16 protein-coding genes are annotated in these 19,550 nt (G+C 66.6%); all 16 read right to left on the bottom strand.

What is annotated here, in order from left to right:
• Positions 1-171: 171 nt before the first annotated feature.
• The 16 genes from ftsZ to GVM20_RS13620 all read right to left on the bottom strand — a co-directional run bounded on the left by ftsZ (position 172) and on the right by GVM20_RS13620 (position 19,362).
• Positions 172-1,866 carry a cell division protein FtsZ gene (gene ftsZ / locus GVM20_RS13695; RefSeq protein ID WP_166547751.1) on the bottom strand — a complete coding sequence of 565 codons (1,695 nt, stop codon included), beginning with the start codon at positions 1,864-1,866 and terminating at the stop codon, positions 172-174.
• Positions 1,867-2,020: 154 nt separating this feature from the next.
• Complete coding sequence (ftsA, locus tag GVM20_RS13690; RefSeq protein ID WP_166547750.1) at positions 2,021-3,346, bottom strand: cell division protein FtsA; 1,326 nt, start codon at positions 3,344-3,346, stop codon at positions 2,021-2,023.
• Positions 3,346-4,272, bottom strand: a complete 927-nt coding sequence (locus GVM20_RS13685; protein ID WP_166547749.1) for a cell division protein FtsQ/DivIB — start codon at positions 4,270-4,272, stop codon at positions 3,346-3,348. The genes ftsA and GVM20_RS13685 overlap by 1 nt, the downstream gene beginning before the upstream one ends.
• A complete protein-coding gene (locus tag GVM20_RS13680; RefSeq protein WP_166547748.1) occupies positions 4,250-5,245 on the bottom strand; it encodes a D-alanine--D-alanine ligase in 996 nt (331 codons plus the stop codon). The genes GVM20_RS13685 and GVM20_RS13680 overlap by 23 nt, the downstream gene beginning before the upstream one ends.
• Before the next feature lie 91 nt (positions 5,246-5,336).
• Complete coding sequence (murB, locus tag GVM20_RS13675; RefSeq protein ID WP_199799616.1) at positions 5,337-6,302, bottom strand: UDP-N-acetylmuramate dehydrogenase; 966 nt, start codon at positions 6,300-6,302, stop codon at positions 5,337-5,339.
• Entirely contained in the window at positions 6,299-7,744 is a 1,446-nt protein-coding gene (gene murC / locus GVM20_RS13670; RefSeq protein WP_166547747.1) for a UDP-N-acetylmuramate--L-alanine ligase, read from the bottom strand. The genes murB and murC overlap by 4 nt, the downstream gene beginning before the upstream one ends.
• Entirely contained in the window at positions 7,741-8,976 is a 1,236-nt protein-coding gene (gene murG / locus GVM20_RS13665; RefSeq protein ID WP_166547746.1) for an undecaprenyldiphospho-muramoylpentapeptide beta-N-acetylglucosaminyltransferase, read from the bottom strand. Before murG ends, murC begins: the two co-directional genes overlap by 4 nt.
• Positions 8,973-10,202, bottom strand: coding sequence for an FtsW/RodA/SpoVE family cell cycle protein (locus tag GVM20_RS13660; protein ID WP_166547745.1), 1,230 nt, complete (start codon positions 10,200-10,202; stop codon positions 8,973-8,975). Before GVM20_RS13660 ends, murG begins: the two co-directional genes overlap by 4 nt.
• Positions 10,199-11,569 carry a UDP-N-acetylmuramoyl-L-alanine--D-glutamate ligase gene (gene murD / locus GVM20_RS13655; protein WP_166547744.1) on the bottom strand — a complete coding sequence of 457 codons (1,371 nt, stop codon included), beginning with the start codon at positions 11,567-11,569 and terminating at the stop codon, positions 10,199-10,201. Before murD ends, GVM20_RS13660 begins: the two co-directional genes overlap by 4 nt.
• 12 nt (positions 11,570-11,581) lie before the next feature.
• Positions 11,582-12,652 carry a phospho-N-acetylmuramoyl-pentapeptide-transferase gene (mraY, locus tag GVM20_RS13650; protein ID WP_166547743.1) on the bottom strand — a complete coding sequence of 357 codons (1,071 nt, stop codon included), beginning with the start codon at positions 12,650-12,652 and terminating at the stop codon, positions 11,582-11,584.
• 22 nt (positions 12,653-12,674) lie between these two features.
• On the bottom strand, positions 12,675-14,165 hold the full coding sequence (locus tag GVM20_RS13645; protein WP_199799615.1) for a UDP-N-acetylmuramoyl-tripeptide--D-alanyl-D-alanine ligase: 1,491 nt from the start codon (positions 14,163-14,165) through the stop codon (positions 12,675-12,677).
• Positions 14,165-15,634: a UDP-N-acetylmuramoyl-L-alanyl-D-glutamate--2,6-diaminopimelate ligase gene (locus GVM20_RS13640; protein WP_166547742.1), complete on the bottom strand. Its 1,470-nt coding sequence runs from the start codon at positions 15,632-15,634 to the stop codon at positions 14,165-14,167. The genes GVM20_RS13645 and GVM20_RS13640 overlap by 1 nt, the downstream gene beginning before the upstream one ends.
• On the bottom strand, positions 15,631-17,373 hold the full coding sequence (locus tag GVM20_RS13635) for a peptidoglycan D,D-transpeptidase FtsI family protein (protein ID WP_199799614.1): 1,743 nt from the start codon (positions 17,371-17,373) through the stop codon (positions 15,631-15,633). Before GVM20_RS13635 ends, GVM20_RS13640 begins: the two co-directional genes overlap by 4 nt.
• The gene (locus GVM20_RS13630; RefSeq protein ID WP_166547741.1) at positions 17,370-17,927 is read right to left on the bottom strand and encodes a hypothetical protein; all 558 of its coding nucleotides are present in this window, start codon (positions 17,925-17,927) and stop codon (positions 17,370-17,372) included. The genes GVM20_RS13635 and GVM20_RS13630 overlap by 4 nt, the downstream gene beginning before the upstream one ends.
• Positions 17,924-18,868 (bottom strand): 16S rRNA (cytosine(1402)-N(4))-methyltransferase RsmH, encoded by a 945-nt coding sequence (gene rsmH, locus GVM20_RS13625; RefSeq protein WP_166547740.1) that lies wholly within the window; start codon positions 18,866-18,868, stop codon positions 17,924-17,926. The genes GVM20_RS13630 and rsmH overlap by 4 nt, the downstream gene beginning before the upstream one ends.
• The gene (locus tag GVM20_RS13620; RefSeq protein ID WP_166547739.1) at positions 18,865-19,362 is read right to left on the bottom strand and encodes a division/cell wall cluster transcriptional repressor MraZ; all 498 of its coding nucleotides are present in this window, start codon (positions 19,360-19,362) and stop codon (positions 18,865-18,867) included. The genes rsmH and GVM20_RS13620 overlap by 4 nt, the downstream gene beginning before the upstream one ends.
• Between the last annotated feature and the right edge of the window lie 188 nt (positions 19,363-19,550).

Here is a 19,550-nt window from a genome sequence, read left to right as displayed (position 1 = left end):
CGCCGCCACGGCAACCGGCAGGCCGCCCAGCAGGGCAGCGTTCAAAGCCAGAACGGAAAGGCGCGACACCATGCTCGTGCTCTAGCGTGCCTGTCGCCGCCCGCCAGTGGCCCGCTGGCGGCGCGCGACCAACAGCGCCGCACGCGCGCCGGACGGCGTTCCGGCTTAGCCTTATTGGTTGTTCTGCCGTCCAAGGAAACGCGGAATGCTGAGCGCCGGGCCATCGTCGCCGTCATCATCGTCCTCGTCATCGCGCGAGCTGCTGCGCGACAGGTTGGCCATGCGTTCGAACAGCGTGCTGCCGGCCCCCGAACCGCCGCCGCTGTCGTCGCTTCCGCCGCCCAGGAGCGAGCGGCGACGTCCGCCGCCAAGCTTGGCTTCGACCGGACGGTCCTGCGCCGCCAGACGATCGGCATTGGCGAGCAGATCGTCTTGCACCGGCTCGTCCTCGTAAGCGGAATAGCTTTCGCCCAGATCGAGCGTGCCTTCATTGTCCGAGGCCGGCGCGGGGGACGCAGCCACCGGCTCGCCATAGGGGCTGGCCTCGTCCGCACCGCGCAACCCGGCAAGCGGATCGACGATATCGTCGACGTCGTCGTCATATTCGTTGCTGTAATCGTCACCGGCCTGCATTCCGCTCAATTCAAACGGCGCGGCAGGCGGGTAATCGCCGTCTTCCGCCTCGTCCGACAGATCGAGCGTCTCTTCTTCATAGCTGGCGGACGCGGGCGCGGGGGCCGCAGGCGGTTCATAGGCCGCCGGAGCTTCCGGTTCGGGCGTTGCTGCCACCGGCGGCAGTTCGGTGAGGCCTTCGTCTTCCGAAAGTTCCAGCACTGGGCGCTTGGGCGCACGCGACGCGCCGAGCGAGACCGAATGCGACCGCTCGACATGGCCGATGGCGCTCTGTTCGATCCCGGTGGCGACCACCGAGACGCGGATCTTGCCCTTGAGGTCGGGGTTGAACGCCGAGCCCCAGATGATGTTGGCGTCTTCGTCCACCAGCTCGCGAATGTGATTGGCGGCTTCATCGACTTCGAGCAGACGCATGTCTTCGCCGCCGATGATCGAAATGATCACCCCGCGCGCGCCGGCCATGCTGACGCCGTCAAGCAGCGGATTGGCGATGGCCTGTTCGGCCGCGTCGAGCGCGCGGTTTTCACCCTCGCCCTCACCAGTGCCCATCATCGCCTTGCCCATCTCGCTCATCACCGAACGCACGTCGGCGAAGTCGAGGTTGATGAGGCCCGGCATCACCATCAGATCGGTGATCGAGCGCACGCCCTGCTGGAGCACTTCGTCGGCGAGCTGGAAGGCTTCCTTGAAGGTGGTTTCCGCCTTGGCGACGAGGAACAGGTTCTGGTTGGGGATCACGATCAGCGTGTCGACCTGGGCCTGAAGCTCCTCGATCCCCGCTTCGGCCGCGCGCATACGGCGGGTGCCTTCGAACAGGAACGGCTTGGTCACCACGCCGACGGTCAGCACGCCCATGCGGCGCGCAGCTTCCGCGATCACGGGCGCAGCGCCCGTCCCGGTGCCGCCGCCCATGCCGGCCGCGATGAAGCACATGTTGACGCCTTCCAGCGCCCTTTCGATTTCGGCGACGGTTTCTTCCGCCGCAGCCTTGCCAACCTCGGGACGCGCGCCCGCGCCGAGGCCGCCTGTGATGTCCGGACCAAGCTGGATGCGACGCTCAGCCGGTGACGTGGCGAGCGCCTGCGCATCGGTGTTGGCGACGATGAATTCCACGCCCTCAATCTCGGCAGCGATCATGTTCGCAATCGCGTTGCCGCCGGCCCCGCCGATCCCGATCACGGTGATACGGGGGCGCAGATCGTCAGTCGCCGCGGGTCCGATATTGATGCTCATCAGCTTGTCCTCCAGGCGCAGGTGCAGGAATTTCTCATACTACGGCCCGCGGTTAGTGTCTGTGACATAATCAAGGTGTATATTTTATACCGACGACGTCCTTATCCACAGTGCAAGGTTTGCTCGTCCATCGGCAAGTGCATGTGCGGCGCGGCTAGAAGTACTCCTTCACGGCCCGCACCAGCCGCGCCAGCAGAGCCATCATTCCGGTTTCGCGTGCAAACGCACGGTACACCCCGCCTCGCCCAGCGCCCACCGCGCGGATATCGACCGGGTCTTCAGCGGCATAGAGACACAGGCCCGCCAGCGTAGCAAAGCCGGGTGCGTGGTGTGCTTCAGGCATCCCGGACAGCTGCGGCGGACGGCCGAGCCGGACAGGTTGTCCGAGAGCGCCTTGCATGAAATCGGCCATTCCGGCAAGCTCTGCCCCGCCCCCGGTCAGCACCACCTGGCCTGCGCGGCTTCCGGCAAAGCCCATGCTTTTGAGCGCTTTGCCGATCTCACCAGTAAGTACGGAAAGCTGCTGCGTCACCACTGCGACCAGTTCGGCGCGCAGGATGCGGTTCTTGTCGTCCGCGCCGCGGGCGAGCGGACCGACCGGCGCGCCCTCCCCGCCGCCCTCTCCGGGACCATTGACCGGAATGAGTTCGCGGTGATCGGCCGGGCTGGCAATGGCGGAGCCTGCGACGCATTTGAGGCGTTCGGCCTGCGAACGGCGGATGCCGAAGCTGCTGGCGATCGCATCGGTGATGCCAGCCGAACCCATCGGAATGGCATGGAGCCCCAGCAGCATCCCGCCCGCAAACACCGCGACATTGGTGATGTCCGCGCCGATCTCGACCAGCGCAACGCCGAGTTCGCGTTCTTCGGGGGTGAGGCAGGCATGACCCGCTGCCAGCGGCGCAGCGACCACGCCTTCGACTTCGAGATGCGCGCTCTGCACCGCTTCGGTGAGGTTTCTGACCGGCGCGCCATCCGCCAGCATCACATGGATATCGACGCCCAACCGCTCGGCATGGAGCCCGCGCGGGTTCGCGACGCCGTGCGCGCCGTCCAGGGTGTAATGCGCAGGCTGCGCATGGAGCACGCGGCGGCCATCGGGCTGGATCATGTCCTGCGCCTGGATCAGCAGCTGCTCGACATCCTCATCCTCGATCCGCCGCCCGCCGATCTCGATATCGACCGCGACCACGTGGCTGGCGAGCCCGGCACCCGCGCAGGCGATCCACACGCTCCTGACCGGCGTATTGGCGCTTTTCTCCGCGCGCTCGACCGCATCGCGGATCGCGTGGGCGGCGGCGGTCATATCGGTGACATAGCCACGCTTGATCCCGGCACTGGCGCGGTGGCCCGAGCCGAGCACCTGCAATTCGCCGTTCTCTGTCTCGCCCATGATCATGGCCGAGATGCGGAAGCTTCCGACATTGACGGCGGCATAGGTGCGCGCGAGGCGGCGCTGAGTGGCAGGGCGTGAAGCCATCAGGTGGTCTCCCCTTCGTCCTTCGCGCCCACGACCTTGGGCTGGGCGACGCCTTCCGGCAGGCGCAGATACAGCCGCGGCGGAGTGCGCATATCAAAGGCCAGCACCTTGCCGCCGAGCAGCCGGTTCTGGCCATCGAGCTTCGCGAACTTGACCAGCGCGGTCGCGGATTCGACTTCGCCTTCGGGCAGCGCGAGCAATTGGCCGGTGCGGAAGGTGAGGTTCCAGCGGCGGTTGCCGACCCATTCGGCCGCTTCAACCTTGGGGGCCAGGGCCGGTGCAGCGGCGAGCAGGGTTTCGAGGCTGCGCGCTTGCTTGCCCGCGCCCGGCCCGGCGAGCCGCAGCAGTCCCTTGGCTTTCTCGGGCGCGACCGGCTCAAGCTCGACCCCGGTGGCATCGATCAGCATCAGCCGATCTGGCCGTTCGAGCACAGCGTGCGGCTGACGCTCGACGATATCGATCGCCAGCGTATGCGGCAGCTGGATCGAGACGCGCGCGTCCTTGACCCATGGCAGCGCCCGCAATTCCGCGCGCAGCTTGGCAACATCAACCTCCGGCATGGCCTGATTGCGGGTGGCGAGCGCACGGGCATAGACCTGCTGTTCGTCCATCCGTGAGGTGCCGGTGACGCGCACATGGCGCACTTCGAACCCGGCATCGGCCGCAATGCGTGCCACCTGCGCCTGCGCCAGTGCGGGCACACCTGCGAGACTGGCGATCACGAAGGCGACACCCACGCCGGTGCCGATGATCATCGCGAGCCAAATGCGGCTCCACTGTTCCTCGGTGAACGGCAGCACGCCCATCGCCTTGTCGAGAATACCGCTCGCCTGCCCCCGTGCGCGGCGGGCGGTCTGACTGCGGCTCTGCGACTTGGCTGCACGGCGGACCCCGGTGGTGCCGTTACGCCTGATCTGCTGTGCCATTGCCGCCCCCCTTTTCCTGTTTCGCCGCGTGCACCCGCAAGGCTTCCGCTACCAGCATCTCGACCAGATCGGCATAAGGGATGCCGCAATGCGCCGCCTGTTCGGGCACGAGGCTCAAAGGTGTCATGCCCGGCTGGGTGTTGGTTTCGAGCACGAACAAGCCATCCTCCCCCGCTTCGTCATCCCAGCGGAAATCGGTGCGGCTGGTGCCGTGGCAACCGAGCACCTGATGCGCCTTGACGGCATAGGCCTCGCACAGCGCGGTGATTTCGGGCGGTAGCTTGGCCGGGAAGATGTGCTCGGTGCGCCCCGCGGTGTACTTGTTCTCGTAATCGTAGAAGCCGTTCGCCACGACCAGTTCAGTGACGCCCAGCGCACGCGGGCCTTCGGGCCCGTCGAGCACGGCGGCGGTGAGTTCGCGGCCCTTGATGAAGGGTTCGGCGAGGAGTTCGGCGAATTCCTGCCACGGCCCGCGCGCGTCCGGGCTGATCGGGTTGCCGACATTGCTGTCCGCCGTGACGATGGCGACGCCGACGGAGGAGCCTTCGTTCACCGGCTTCAGCACATAGGGGCGCGGCAGCGGATCGCGCTCGTAGAGTTCCTCGCGCGTCACGATCCGCCCGCCTGGCATGGGGATGCCGTGGGGCACCAGCGCCTGCTTGGTCAACTGCTTGTCAATCGCGATCACCGAGGTGGCGAGGCCCGAATGGGTATAGGGCAGCCCCATCAGGTCGAGCATTCCCTGCACCGTCCCGTCTTCCCCCGGCACGCCGTGGAGCGCATTGAAGACGACATCGGGCTTCGCCTCGGCCAGGCGCAACGCGACGTCGCGGCCCATGTCGATCCGGGTGACGCGGTGGCCCTTGGTCTCCAACGCATCGGCGACGCCCGCGCCGCTTGTCAGCGAGACGGGGCGTTCGTTGGCCCAGCCGCCCATCAGGACTGCAACGTGGAGGGGATTGGGGAGGCTCATTCTTCAGTTCCGTTCGTGTCGAGCGCAGTCGAGACACCGCGCACCAGCCTCTCGACTTCGCTCGAGGCGAACGGGTGCTGTGTTTGCTGCATCACGGCCGCCCCACCCGCTGGATTTCCCATTCGAGGCTCACACCCGTTTGGGCATAGACCTTGTCGCGCACCATCTCGCCCAGCCCTTCGATGTCGGCGCTGGTGGCGGTGCCGGTGTTGATCAGGAAATTGGTGTGCTTTTCGGAGACCTGCGCGCCGCCCAGCGTCAGGCCCCGGCAGCCCGCGCGGTCGACCAACTCCCAGGCCTTGTGGCCTTCGGGATTCTTGAAGGTGGAACCGCCGGTCTTGGTGCGCAGCGGTTGTGAGGCTTCGCGCGCGGCAGCGATGCGGTCCATTTCCGCGCCGATTTCCGACGGATCGCCCGGATGGCCCCGGAACCGCGCCGAGACGACAATCGCCCCATCGGGCAGGGCCGAGTGGCGGTAGGAGTAGTCGAGTTCCTCGGCGTTCAGCGTGATGAAGCTGCCATCATGCAGGATTACCGCGCAATCGCGCAGCACATCGGCCACCTCGCGGCCATAGGCCCCGCCGTTCATGCGCACGAAGCCGCCGACCGTGCCGGGGATGCCGCGCAGGAATTCGAGCCCCGCAATCCCGAGGTCGCGCGCCGTGGACGCGACCAGAATGCCGCTTGCACCGCCGCCGCAGGTGAGTTCCAGTTCGCCCGTGTGTTCGACCTTGGCGAAGGTCTTGCCGAGCCGCACCACCACGCCGGGAACCCCGCCGTCGCGGACGATCATGTTGGAGCCGAGGCCCAATGCCATCACCGGGATCTCGCCATCGAGCCGTTCGAGGAAGGCCTTCAAATCTTCCATGTCGGCAGGCTCGAACAGCCAGTCAGCAGGGCCGCCGGTCTTGAACCAAGTGTAGGGGGCGAGCGGGGCCTTGCAGGTCAGCTTGCCGCGAATCCCTTCGAGCGGCACGGGCGCGGACACGCCGCCTTCGACCGCACAGGTCGGGGCGGCGCCATTATCATATTCGTAGCTGTCGCCCGGCTGGTTCATGCCGCAGCCCGCTTGGCGGTGATGGCAGGCGCGAGACCCGCCGCCCAACGCGTGATGTCGCCCGCGCCGAGGCACACGACCATGTCGCCCGGCTGGATTTCGCCCGCCAGTGTTGCCGCTAGCGCATCCGCCCCGGCGATCTCGCGTGCCGCACGATGCCCGCGCGCCTTCATCCCGGCAACCAGCGCCGTGTGATCGACCCCCGGCAAAGGCTCCTCGCCCGCCGGATAGACCGGCGCGACATAGGCGATGTCGGCATCGTCAAAGCAGGACTGGAAGGCGTCCATCAGGTCGTTGAGGCGCGAATAGCGATGCGGCTGGGCGACCGCGATCACGCGGCCCGTGGTCCCCGCCACCGCCTCACGCGCGGCGCTGAGCACGGCGCGGATTTCGACCGGGTGGTGGGCGTAATCGTCAATCACCGTCACAGCGCCGCCATCCACCGCCACAGAGCCGACCTTGGTGAACCGCCGCCGCACGCCGCCGAAGCGGGCAAAGCCGGTGCGGATCACTTCGTCCGAGCAGCCCATTTCAATCGCCACGGCAATCGCGGCCAATGCGTTCTGGACATTGTGACGGCCCGGCATCGGCAGATGCACGCCTTCGATCCGGCGATCCTCGCGGCTGTCCTTCGGCCCGCGCTGGCGCACGATTACGTCGAAGCTATTGCCGCCATCAAGGCTGCGGATGTTCACGCCGCAGATATCGGCTTGCAGCGAGAAGCCGTACGTTACGACCTTGCGATCGCGCACCTGTCCGATCACCGCCTGCACTTCGGGGTGGTCCACGCACAGCACCGCCGCGCCGTAGAACGGGACGTTGTGGATGAACTCCACGAAGGCCCGCTTCACCCCATCGAAATCGCCGTAGTGATCAAGGTGTTCGGGGTCGATGTTCGTAACAACTGCGATCGTGCCATCGAGGCGCAGGAAGCTGCCATCACTCTCGTCGGCTTCGACCACCATCCAGTCGCTATCGCCGAGCCGGGCGTTCGAGCCATATTGTTCGATGATGCCGCCGTTGATGACGGTCGGATCAACCCCGCCTGCATCGAGCAGCGTGGCGATCATGCTGGTCGTCGTCGTCTTGCCATGCGTGCCTGCCACCGCAACGGTGGATTTGAGCCGCATCAGTTCGGCCAGCATCTCGGCGCGGCGCACCACGGGGATACGGGCCTCCAAGGCAGCGGCGACTTCCGGGTTGGTGCGGCGCACGGCGGTGGAGGTGACGACCACCGCGACGCCCTCCACATTCTCCTTGGCGTGGCCGATATGCACCGTGATCCCGCGCGCGCGCAGACGCTCGACGCTGGGGCCTTCGGCAATGTCGGAGCCCTGGACAGTGTAGCCGAGGTTGCGCATCACCTCGGCAATGCCGGACATGCCGATCCCGCCGATGCCGACAAAGTGGATCGTGCCGATGTCAGTGCCGACGCCCTTCATGCATCTGACCCCTGATTGACGGCGTCCTTGGCCGCCTTGCGGGTCGCGGCCTGCGGGCGGGTCGTGGCTTGCGCGGCGCGGTGCGCGCCTTCGCCCACCCGGATCACGTCCATCAGATCGATCCCGCTCATGCTTTCGACGAGGTCAGCGAGGTCCTTCGCCGCATCGGGCCGCCCGCAATTGAAGGCGCAGTGCGCGGCATTCGCGAGGCTGGCGGGGTTCATCGCCATCGCCTGAATCTGCTTGGCCAGCTCCTTGGGCTGGAACGCATCCTGCCGGATCATCCGCGCACCGCCAGCCTTCACCATCTCGCGGGTGTTGACTGCCTGGTGATCATCGGTCGCAATCGGCAGCGGGATGAGGATCGCCGGACGCCCCACAGCGGTCAGCTCGGCAATGGTCGAAGCACCCGCGCGGCCGATGAACAGATGCGCGTCAGCGAGCCGTTCGTGCATGTCCTCGAAATAGGTGCCGAGTTCAGCCGGGATATCGTGATTGGCATAGCGCGCCCGCACCGTCTCCAGATCCTCGGCACGGCATTGCTGAGTCACCTGCAAGCGCTGCCGCAGCGCAGGCGGCAACATGGCGAGGCCATCGGGCACCACCTCCGAAAGCACTCGCGCGCCCTGCGATCCGCCGGTCACCAGAATGCGCAGCAGGCTTTCTTCGGTGAAGGCCGGGAAGTCCTTGTCGCGCAGAGACAACACCTCGGCGCGCACCGGGTTGCCGGTCAGGCGCACCTTGTGGGCGTGCTTGGGCTTCAAGCGGTCGACCTTGTCATAGGAGGTCGCAATCGCGTCCACCCGGCCCGCCAGCAGCCGGTTCACGCGGCCCAGCACCGCGTTCTGTTCGTGGACGATGCTCGGCAATTTGACCGCTGTGGCCGCCAGCAACGCGGGAAGCGCAGGATAGCCGCCGAAGCCGACGACAGCGGACGGCGCGAAGGCTTCAAACAACCGCAGCGCCATCGCCCGGCCTTCCAGCACGGCGCTGATCCCGGCCGGCCAGCCGAGCGGGTTCTTGCCGAAGCGCCCGGCGGGCAGCACATGGGCGGTGAGGAAATCGGGCTTGCCCGGGATCGCCGCGCCGCGTTCATCGGTTATCAGCGCCACATGATGGCCGCGCGCATGGAGCTCTGCCGCCAGCGCAAAGGCCGGGATCAGGTGTCCGCCGGTGCCGCCTGCAGCCAGCACATAATGGCGAGAAGCGCCGGTCGGGGTATGGCTGGTCATGCGCCGGGTTCCTTGCGTTCGATCAGATCGCGCAAACTGCCGCCCTCACGAGCGAGGAACGGATTGCGCCGGGTGATCGCCAGCAATAGCCCAAGCGTGAAGCACACCGCCAGTGTCGATGAACCGCCATAGGAGATCAGCGGCAAGGTCATCCCTTTCGAGGGGAACAGCTTGAGGTTCACCAGCATGTTGATGAAGGCCTGCCCGCCGAATTGCGTGATGAGTCCGGTCGCCGCCAGCAGCGCAAACAGATTGTCCTCGCCCACCAGCCGCAGCAACACCCGCAGCACCAGCGCACAGTAGAGCAGCACGATCAGCCCGCAGGTGATGAGCCCGAACTCCTCGCCAATGACCGAGAAGATGTAATCGGTATGCGCCTCGGGCAGGTTCATCTTCCGCACGCCGAGCCACAGGCCGGTGCCGGTCCAGCCGCCCGCCGTGATGGTGCGCTGGGCAAGGTCGACTTGATCGAAGGCCGTGCCACCGCCCAGAAACCCGTCGATGCGGTGGCGGGCATTGTCATAGAACACATAGGCCAGCCCCAGCGCGCCCACGCCCGCGCCGATCAGCCCGCCGATGCGCTGCCACGCGACGCCGGCGAGTAGCACCATCACCAGCCAGATCCCGCCAAACAGGATCGCGTCGCCAAGGTTGGGTTGCAGCATCAGGAGGCCCGCGATCAGCCCCATCAGCCCGGTGACATACCACACCACGGGCAGGCCCGGATCGCGCAGGCGCCAGCTCAGGATCCATGCGCAGATAATCGCAAAGCCAGGTTTGAGGAACTCGGACGGCTGAAGGCTCATGCCGACATTGATCCAGCGCTTGGCGCCGTTCTTTTCCTCGCCGATGATCGGTACCACGAACAACAGCGCCAGCATCACCGCGCCGACCAGAATGCCAAGCCGCCGGGCCTGATCGCGGTTGAGGAACGACAAGCCGATCATCAGCGTCAGCCCCATCAGCTGAAACACGATGTGGCGCTTGAAGAACATGAAATCAGCCACGCGCTCTTTGGCGGTCGAAAGCTGGTCGGCGCTTGCAGGCGAGGCCGCAGCGACCGCGACTATCCCGATCGCCATCAGCAGGCCGATCAGCAGCAGCAGCACCTTGTCGATCTCACGCCACCAGATGCGCAGGGCATCACGCCAGCGGCGCTGCACCGGGACGGGGGGGAGAAAATTGCCAGCCCCACGGGGGGCAGAGCTATAGGCCGGAGCGGTCATGGCAGAATGCTCCGGCTCGCCGCGTCACCGCACGGGTCGCAACCGGTGATGACCCCGACCATCTGGCGGAAGTGGGTGCCGCGCTTCTCGTAATCGCGGAACTGATCGTAACTGGCGCAGGCGGGGGAAAGCAGCACCACCTCGCCCGGACGGGCTGCTTCGGCAGCGCGGCGCACGGCTTCGCTGATCAGCTCGCAGCGGTGGGTCAGAACCTGACCTTCGAGCAGATCGGCAAACATCGGCCCGGCCTCCCCGACGGTATAGGCCGCCGCGACATTGCCGAGATGGTCGGCGCAGGCGCCTAGCCCGTCTTCCTTGGGCAATCCGCCGACGATCCAGTGGATGCGCGGCGCGCCGTCATTGATGGCCGGGTCAGGCGGGAACGCAGCGAGTGCCGGGGCGGCCGAAGCGGCGTTGGTCGCCTTGCTGTCGTTGATATAGGTAACGCCGTCCACCTCGCACACGCGTTCCATCCGGTGGGGAAGGCCGCGATAGGTGGCAAGGCCGTGAGCAATCTGCGCATCCGTCAGCCCCAGCTGGCGGCAGATCGCCACCGCGACGGCGGCGTTCTGGGCATTGTGCGGCCCGGCGAGCGAGGGCGAGCGGCCCTCCGCCAGCCCCGCCGCTTCAAGATCGGCGGTCTTGACCCGCACCAGCGGCTTGCCCGTCGCTGCCAGCCGATCAGCGATCGCACGGGTGGGTTCATCCTCGTCACAAATCAGCGCAGTGCCGGTCTGCTGCATTGCGAACAGGCGTTCCTTGGACGCGGCATAGGCTTCAAAACTGGCATAGCGGTCGAGATGATCGGGCGTGATGTTGGTCAGCGCGGCAATGTCGCAATCGAGCGTGAAGGTGAGGTCGATCTGGAAGCTCGACAGTTCCAGCACATAGACCCCGCCTTCCGGCAGCGGGTCCTGTCCGAGGATCGGATCGCCGATATTCCCGCCCATCACGCAAGGCACACCCGCGCTTTCGAGGATGTGGTGGGTCAGCGCGGTGGTGGTCGACTTTCCGTTGGTGCCGGTAATGCCCACCACGCGGTGCGGCGGAAGGTGTGCGCGGGCCGCGGCGAACAGCTCAATGTCGCCGATGACGGGCAGGCCATATTGCCACACATGTGGCGCGATGGGGTGCGAGTTCAGCGGCACACCGGGCGACACCACCACGCCTGCGAAACCGGTGAGGTCCAGCTCCAGCGGGTCGATCAAGCGGCAGCGGCCCACGAAGGGCTCACGCGCGACATCCTGCCGGTCCCAGCCGATCACTTCCGCCCCGCTCGCGATCAAGGCCTCAGCCGCCGCCGCGCCCGAGCGCGCGAGGCCGAGCACCGCGTAACGCTTACCGGCAAAGGCGGGAGAGGTGATCATCCGCGCGGCGCCCTACCGCAGCTTCAGCGTCGAAAGGCCGATCAGCGCCAGCACGATGGCGATGATCCAGAACCGGATCACGACCTTGCTCTCGCTCCAGCCCAATTGTTCGAAATGGTGGTGGATCGGGGCCATCTTGAACACGCGGCGACCGGTGCGCTTGAACCAGAACACCTGCACGATCACGCTGACGGCTTCGAGCACGAACAATCCGCCGACAATCGCCAGCACGACCTCATGGTGCGAAGCGACCGCAATCGCACCCAAAGCCCCGCCGAGTGCCAGTGAACCGGTATCGCCCATGAACACGGCCGCAGGGGGCGCGTTGAACCACAGGAAGGCAAGCCCCGCACCCATGATCGCCGCGCAGAAAATCGCCAGCTCGCCCGCACCCGGCACATGCGGGATACCAAGATAGGTGGAGAAGTCCGCACGCCCGACCAGATAGGCGATGATAGCAAAGGTGCCGCTGGCGATGATCACCGGCATGATCGCAAGGCCATCAAGCCCGTCGGTCAGGTTCACCGCATTGCCCGCGCCGACGATGACGAAGGCGGCGAACACGTAATAGGCCGGTCCCAGCGGAATGCTCACCCCGGTCAGGAACGGCAGGTACAGGTTGGTGTTAATCTGGCTGACGATCAGCCAACTCGCCAAGCCTGCCACCACAAACTCGCCCAGCAGACGCACGCGTCCCGGCACGCCCGCATGGCTGTTCTTGGAGACCTTGTCGTAATCGTCGAGGAAGCCGATGATCCCGAAGCCGATGGTGACCGCCAGACAGGCCCAGACAAACGGGCTCGACAGATCCATCCACAACAACAGCGCCGCTGCCAGCGAGGTGAGGATCATCAGCCCGCCCATCGTCGGCGTCCCGCGCTTGGCGAGGTGCGATTGCGGGCCGTCTTCGCGGATCGGTTGGCCTTTGCCCTGCCGCACGCGCAGCAGGTTGATGAAGCGCGGGCCGATGATCAGGCCGATCACCAGCGCCGTCATCAGCGTCGCGCCCGCACGAAAGCTCTGGTAGCGAACCAGATTGAGGATGCCCTCGAAGCCAAGCCACTCGGCAAGCAGATAAAGCATTCAGTCGTCCCTTGGCTCGGCCTCAGCCTCCGGTTGCGCCTGGTGCACGGGCAGTCTCGGTAAGATGTGACACCAGCCTACCAAGACCCACTGAATTGGACCCCTTGACCAGCACCGCATCGCCTTGCGCAAGACCGAATTGCCCGAGCGCCGCGATCGCCTCGGCAGGTCCTTCGCAATGGGCGAAGGTGACGCTGTTGCCAAGCATTGCGGCGGCGGCTTTCCCCAACTCGTCTGCCAGGGCGCGCATCTCGTCGCCCACGAGGATCACATGCGAGATGCCAGCGTCGGCAATCGGTTCGGCCAACTGGCGGTGGAAGCGGTCGGCAAAGTCGCCGAGCTCCTTCATGCTGCCGAGCACCGCGATGCGGCGGGTGGCAGGCGTCTGGCTCAGCGCCTTGAGGGTTGCGCGCATGGAAGCGGGGTTGGCGTTGTAGCTTTCGTCGATCAGCAGCGCCGTGCCGCCACGCGCCGCGATGGTGTGGCGTGCGCCCCGACCCTTCAGCCCGCCCATCTCGGCCAGTGCCAGCCCCGCGCTCGCAAGATCGCCACCTGCCGCGCGGACTGCCGCCATGACGCCGAGCGAATTGACAATCCAGTGCTCGCCCGGTTCGGCGATGGTGTAGCAAATGCGCCGGTCGCCGAGATCAGCCGTGACAAGCGAACCGCCACCTGCCGCCGGGATCGCATCGAGCAATCGCACATCGGCGGTCTTCGCGCGCCCGAAGGTGATGACATGCGCGCCGCAAGCCTTGGCGTGGCCGATCATGCGTTCGGCCCATTCGCTGTCTGCGGGAATGATGGCGACGCCGCCGTCAACGAGGCCGGTGAAGATCTGCGCCTTCTCATCCGCGATAGCCTCAAGACTGCCGAGGTTTTCGATATGGGCAGGCGCGATGGTGGTGATCAGCGCAACGTGAGGACGGGCATGGGCCGAAAGCGGGGCGATTTCGCCCGCATGGTTCATGCCCATCTCGAACACGCCGAACTTGGCGCGGGCGGGCATCCGCGCCAGCGAAAGCGGCACGCCGACATGATTGTTGTAGCTGCGCACCGACCGATGCGCCGCACCGCGGCTGGCGCGGTCGAGGCAGGCGAAGATTGCCTCTTTCACCCCGGTCTTGCCGACCGATCCGGTGATCCCGATCCGCACCGCCTCAATCGCGCGGTCGCGCGCAGCGTGGGCAAGCGCGTGGAGCGCGGCGGTGGTATCCTTGACGAGCACGTGCGGAACATCGACGGGACGGTCAACGATGGCCGCAACCGCGCCCTTGGCAAAGGCCGCCTCGATGAAGCGGTGGCCGTCCATGGCCTCGCCCTTCAAGGCCACGAACAGATCGCCCGCCTTCACATCGCGCGAGTCCATCTCGACGCCTGCCGCCTGAAAGTCATGGCTGGCAATGCCACCGGTGGCCGCTTCGATTTCGGCCGCGCTCCACAGGGCAAGCGGCAACGTGTCGCGGGCGGTGACCGGCCATTGGTGCAGCATCGGGTGAGCGATGGGCATGTTCATCAGCACTGCCCTCCAGCACATTCACGCGCGACTTCGACATCGTCGAAAGCTTCGATCCGCATTGTTTCTCCAGACCCGAATATTTGACCCTGCTCGTGGCCTTTGCCGGCGATGAGCACAATGTCGTTTGCCCCGGCTTCCCCAATTGCGGCGGCGATGGCGGCGCGGCGGTCACCCACTTCGCGGGTGTTGGGCCCGGCCCCGGCCATGATCGCGGCGCGGATGGCGGCCGGGTCTTCGCTGCGGGGGTTGTCGTCAGTGACAATGGCAACGTCAGCGGCGCGCGCGGCGACTGCGCCCATCTGCGGGCGCTTGCCCGCATCGCGGTCCCCGCCCGCGCCATAGACCACGATCAGCTTGCCGCCTGCCGCCACATGCGGACGCAGCGCGGCGATGGCGGCTTCGAGCGCATCGGGCGTATGAGCATAGTCGACATAGGCCGGCGCGCCCGCCTGATTGAGCGCCGCACGCTCCAACCGCCCGCGCACCGGTTGCAGCCGGGTCAGCGCTTCGAACACGGTGGACGGCGCAACCCCGGTCGCCATGGCGAGGCCGGCTGAAACCAGCGCATTGGCGGCCTGATAGGCCCCGATCAGCGGCAGATTGACCTTCCGCGTTTCGCCTTCATGTTCGATGTGAAGAAGCTGCCCCAACTGTCCGGGTTCACGCGAAACAAGGCGCAGGAAGGTGCCGCCCTCGCCCACGCTCATGACCTTGAGCCCGCGCGCCTCGGCCTCGGCAATCGCCTTGGCGGTCCACTCCGACCCGTCGCCTGCGTCATGGATCACCGCCGGGCTGCCGGGTGTGACAACCTCTGTGAACAGCCGCATCTTGGCCGCGAAATAGGCCTCCATCGTGCCGTGGTAGTCGAGATGGTCGCGGCTGAAATTGGTGAAGGCGCTGGCGGAGACCGTCAGCCCCTCGTTGCGATATTGCGACAGGCCGTGGCTCGATGCCTCATAGGCGACGTGGGTCACCCCCTCGCGCGCCAACCCGCTCATGTTGGCGAGGAAGGTGACGATGTCAGGGGTGGTCAACCCGGTCGAAACAGAGCCGTCCGGCGTGGTCACACCCAGCGTGCCGATGCTCGCGGCGCGTTCGCCCGCCATCCGCCAGATCTGGCGGGTCATCTCGACGCAGGAGGTCTTGCCGTTAGTGCCCGTCACCGCAACGAGGGTGGCAGGCACCGGGGAAAAGAAGCCCGCAGCAAGGCGCGCAAAGGCGCGGCGGGGGGTGGCATCGGCAATGTGCAGCGCACCTTCGACGCGCGCTTCCGGGCGGGCCACGACAGCAATCGCGCCCGCTGCGATGGCCGGGCGGATGAAGTCCTCGCCATTAACGGTCGCACCTTCGAAGGCCCCGAATATGGTTCCGGGGGCGACCTTGCGGTGATCAATGGCAAAGCCGGTGACGCTTTCGTCGCCGCCGCCTGCCAGGCCCGCCTTTGCCAGAAGCTCACCCAGCTTCATTCGCCCTTATCCACCAGATAACGCAGATCCGAGATATCGACGTCGCGGTTCTCGTCCGGCTGCACGCCCAGCATCGGGCCGATACGCGGCACGAGACGGCCGACAATCGGCGCCGAGGTGAAGGCGGCGGTGCGCTGGAAGCTGCTGGCGACGGTGCCCTTGGGCTCGTCGACCACCACCACCACCACATAGCGCGGTGCGTCCATCGGGAAGGCGGCAGCGAAGGATGAGACGAGCTTGGTCTTGTTATACCCCCCGACCCCGGCCTTTTCCGCCGAACCTGTCTTGCCGCCCACCCGGTATCCGGGCGCATCGGCGTTGCGGCCGGTGCCATAGAGCGAGATCATTCGAAGCAGCTGGCGCATCCGCGAGGAGGTCGATTCCTTGAACACCCGGCGACCGCGCGGCACCTTTGTGGGCTCAAGCTTCATCAGCGTCGCCGGGCGCCAGATCCCGCCATTGACCATGGCGGCATAGGCGACGGCGAGGTGCAGCGGCGTAACCGACAAGCCGTGGCCGAAACCCACCGTCATGTTGGTGACGCGGCTCCAGTTTCCCTTCGGCCACAGCGGCCTGCCCTTGCCGGGCAGCTCGATGAACGGACGGCGGTCCATGCCCAGATCCATCATGGCGCGGCGCATACGTTCCGGGCCGAGTTCGTCAGCCACGCGGGCGGTGACGGTGTTGGAGGAATGCACCAGCGCCTGGGGCACGTTCATGCTCGCCCCCATGTCGTGCGAATCCTTTATCGTGCGGCCATTGCCGTATGGCACGGGAGCGGCATTCCACTGCCGACCCAGATCGCGCACCACGCCCGCATCAATCGCGGCAGCTACGGTCAGCGGCTTGAAGGTCGAGCCGAGTTCGTAAACCCCGTTGGTGGCGCGGTTGAAGACATTGGTCGCCCCGGCAGCGCCCGCGGTATTGGGATCGAATTCGGGCAGGCTGGCGAGTGCCATCACTTCGCCCGTATCGACATCCAGCACGACGCCCGCCGCGCCGAGCGCGTTGGTCGCCAGCATCCCGCGCCGCAATTCGTCCTCAAGCGCGCCCTGCGCCCGCACGTCGATCGACAACGCGACCGGTTCCATCCGGTGGTCGGGGTGGCTCAGGCGCTTCTGCAACACCTCTTCCATGCCGATCTTGCCGCCTTCGTCCTCGACCACATACCCCAGAACATGCGCTGCCAGCGTGCCTTGGGGATAGTAGCGGTCGGTCTCGCGCGGGATTTCCAGCGCGATTTCGCCGAGGCCGAAGACGCGGTTGGCTTCTTCGGGGAGGATGCGGCGGCGCAGATAGCCCGGACGGCCTGAGGCGAGGCGGCGGGTCATGCGCGCTTCGTCGATATCGGGGAAAATCGCCTTCAGATCGCGCGCGACCTCGGCCGGGGAACGCACCAGCGGCGCGCCGCTATCACCCATCGCCTTGGGTTCGAACCACAGGGCATAGGCGGGGAAGGCACGCGCCAGCGGGGCGCCGTTGCGATCCGTGATCTCACCGCGTGGCGGGAGCAGCGCATCTTCAAGGCTGGTGCGCTGCGGCGCCTGACCGGCCAGGCCGAGCGAGGCGATCCGCAGCAGCGCAATCAGCGCGATAAGGGAAAAGCCGCCTAGCAGCCACAACACCCGAACCCGCGCGGTCCACAGCAAATGCGCGCGCAGGCCCATGCTGGGCAAGCGGCCGGCGGGAATCACAGGGGTGGCGACGCGTGCGGCCAGCGGAGCCGCCAGCGTGTTCATTCGCCCACACCCGCAACAGCGACCTTCGCCCCGGACTTCGGCGTTTCAGCCCGCGCGGGGCGGATCGGCGAAGCTTCGATCAGGAAGTCGCCAAACGCCTCGGCGAACACTGCGCCAGCGTCCTTCTCGCTCGAAGCCGACGCGAGCGTCACCTTCGCGCCCGAAACCGGCGAGCGCATCGGCGCATCGCTGGCGGCCTCGGCCACATCGGTGCTGTCGGCGCGGGCCAGCCGGATCTGTGCCGGTTGATCAGGGCCCAGCGTCTCACCAAGGCTGGCGAGCTGGCGCTCGGCCTCGAGGAACTGCCCCGCCCGCGGCGCGGCATAGCCGAATTCGACCGTGTTCCATTCAGCGAGCTGGCGCTGGCTGGCGCGGGTCTCGAACTCGGTTTCCAGCAGCAGCGTCTCGCGCTCGAGCGCGATCAGCTGGCGTTCGGCGAGCAGCACTTCGCTTTTTACCGCGTGCACCTTGAAGCTAAGCACCACCACCAAAGCAAAGCAGACCGCCAGCACGGCGACCCAACCCAGCGAACGGGCCTGAGAGCGGTTCATCATGCGGCTTGGCTCCTGGGCGGTGCGCCGGTGCGGGTGGCATGGCGCAAGGTGGATGAACGGGCGCGCGGGTTGCGGGCGATTTCGGCCTCTGACGGACGAATAGCTTTGGACACCGCGATGAAGGTAGGCGGGGGACCGGGGATTTCCCCGGGAAGATGGCGCGAAATCGAGCGGCCCGCGCCGCTGGCGGTGCGCAGGAACTGCTTGGTGATCCGGTCTTCGAGGCTGTGGAAGCTCACCACCGCCAGCACGCCGCCTTCGGCCAGCAGGGCTTCGGCTGCCGCGAGCCCGGCTTCGAGTTCGCCGAGCTCGTCATTCACATGGATGCGGACGGCCTGGAAGGTGCGGGTCGCCGGGTCTTTCTTGTCGTGCGGCTTGTAGCCCAGCGCGCGGCGCACCACGCGGGCCAGCTCGCCCGTGGTCGCCAACGGACGCGCGGCGACGATGGCGCGGGCCACCCGGCGCGACTGGCGTTCCTCGCCGTAATGGTAGAGGACGTTGGCGATGGCTTCCTCGTCGGCGGTGTTGAGGAAATCGGCGGCGCTTTCCCCGTCCTGGCTCATGCGCATGTCGAGCGGGCCGTCATGCATGAAGGCAAAGCCCCGCTCGCCCTGGTCGAGCTGCATCGAGGACACGCCGATATCCATCACCACCGCGTCAACCTGCGTCACGCCCATCGCGGCAAGTTCGGCGCGCATGGCTGAAAAGCGCGCGGGGTGGAGAGCCAGGCGACCATCGAAGCGGGCGACGAGCGCTTGGCCCGCAGCAATCGCATCAGGATCGCGGTCGAAGGCGTGGACGCTGGCGCCGGCTTCCAGCAGCGCCGTGGTGTACCCACCTGCGCCGAAGGTCGCATCGACAATGGTCATGCCGGGACGCGGGGCCAGCGCGGCGATCACTTCGTCGAGCAGCACAGGGATGTGCGGAGCGGGCTGGGTCATTCCGCAGCCCCTTTCTTGGCGGTGACCATCAGCTTGGCACAGGCGGCCTGCGCGCCCTTCCATTCGGGGCCCATGCCCATCAGCTGATCCGGCGCCCAGACGAAGAAGAAGTCGCCCGCCGCATGGAAATAGGCCCCGTCGACGATCTTGCCGAGGTCGCGCAGGTGTTCCGGCATGATGAAGCGGCCGGAATCGTCGAAGGACAGCTGCTCGAACCCGAACAGCTGAGCGGCGCGGACATCGCGATCAAAGCTGTCGTCGTTGCGGCGGATGGCAGCGTCTTCCTCGCGGTCGAGCTTGGCGTGGAGCTGGTCGATCCGGGACAGGCCGAAACCGATCAGGCAATCGAACTTGTCATGCACCGTGAGGCACAGGGTGCGGCTGCCGCCGGAGCTTTCCTTGACCGCTTTGCGGAAGGCTGGCGGAAGGACAAAACGGCCCTTCTCGCCCGAAGGCGAGTAAGCTTGGCCATTATATCCTCCGAATGCAGACACGTGCCTGCGGCCCCCTCTTACCCCTTGCGGCCCACCCCGAAGGGCGCTCCGCGTCATGACGAGACATGCCCTCCCCGTCCCGGCCGCGCGCATGCGCAGCCGGTGCGCCGACCCCACCAGTCGGACGCGATGCAAACAGGCATATCTGATGGACCCCGGTAATATCGGGGAAGATGTGGGTTTGGAAG

Source organism: Porphyrobacter sp. SLTP (genome assembly GCF_009905735.1).
Lineage (GTDB): Bacteria > Pseudomonadota > Alphaproteobacteria > Sphingomonadales > Sphingomonadaceae > Erythrobacter.
Note: the sequence above shows the minus strand (reverse complement) of the source record. Positions and strands in the feature narration are given on the sequence as shown.

Excerpts from the sequence above, each read along its gene's own strand:
- ftsZ (WP_166547751.1), bottom strand. The coding sequence starts at position 1,866 with ATGAGCATCAATATCGGACCCGCGGCGACTGACGATCTGCGCCCCCGT.
- ftsA (WP_166547750.1), bottom strand. The coding sequence starts at position 3,346 with ATGGCTTCACGCCCTGCCACTCAGCGCCGCCTCGCGCGCACCTATGCC.
- GVM20_RS13685 (WP_166547749.1), bottom strand. The coding sequence starts at position 4,272 with ATGGCACAGCAGATCAGGCGTAACGGCACCACCGGGGTCCGCCGTGCA.
- GVM20_RS13680 (WP_166547748.1), bottom strand. The coding sequence starts at position 5,245 with ATGAGCCTCCCCAATCCCCTCCACGTTGCAGTCCTGATGGGCGGCTGG.
- murB (WP_199799616.1), bottom strand. The coding sequence starts at position 6,302 with ATGAACCAGCCGGGCGACAGCTACGAATATGATAATGGCGCCGCCCCG.
- murC (WP_166547747.1), bottom strand. The coding sequence starts at position 7,744 with ATGAAGGGCGTCGGCACTGACATCGGCACGATCCACTTTGTCGGCATC.
- murG (WP_166547746.1), bottom strand. The coding sequence starts at position 8,976 with ATGACCAGCCATACCCCGACCGGCGCTTCTCGCCATTATGTGCTGGCT.
- GVM20_RS13660 (WP_166547745.1), bottom strand. The coding sequence starts at position 10,202 with ATGACCGCTCCGGCCTATAGCTCTGCCCCCCGTGGGGCTGGCAATTTT.
- murD (WP_166547744.1), bottom strand. The coding sequence starts at position 11,569 with ATGATCACCTCTCCCGCCTTTGCCGGTAAGCGTTACGCGGTGCTCGGC.
- mraY (WP_166547743.1), bottom strand. The coding sequence starts at position 12,652 with ATGCTTTATCTGCTTGCCGAGTGGCTTGGCTTCGAGGGCATCCTCAAT.
- GVM20_RS13645 (WP_199799615.1), bottom strand. The coding sequence starts at position 14,165 with ATGAACATGCCCATCGCTCACCCGATGCTGCACCAATGGCCGGTCACC.
- GVM20_RS13640 (WP_166547742.1), bottom strand. The coding sequence starts at position 15,634 with ATGAAGCTGGGTGAGCTTCTGGCAAAGGCGGGCCTGGCAGGCGGCGGC.
- GVM20_RS13635 (WP_199799614.1), bottom strand. The coding sequence starts at position 17,373 with ATGAACACGCTGGCGGCTCCGCTGGCCGCACGCGTCGCCACCCCTGTG.
- GVM20_RS13630 (WP_166547741.1), bottom strand. The coding sequence starts at position 17,927 with ATGATGAACCGCTCTCAGGCCCGTTCGCTGGGTTGGGTCGCCGTGCTG.
- rsmH (WP_166547740.1), bottom strand. The coding sequence starts at position 18,868 with ATGACCCAGCCCGCTCCGCACATCCCTGTGCTGCTCGACGAAGTGATC.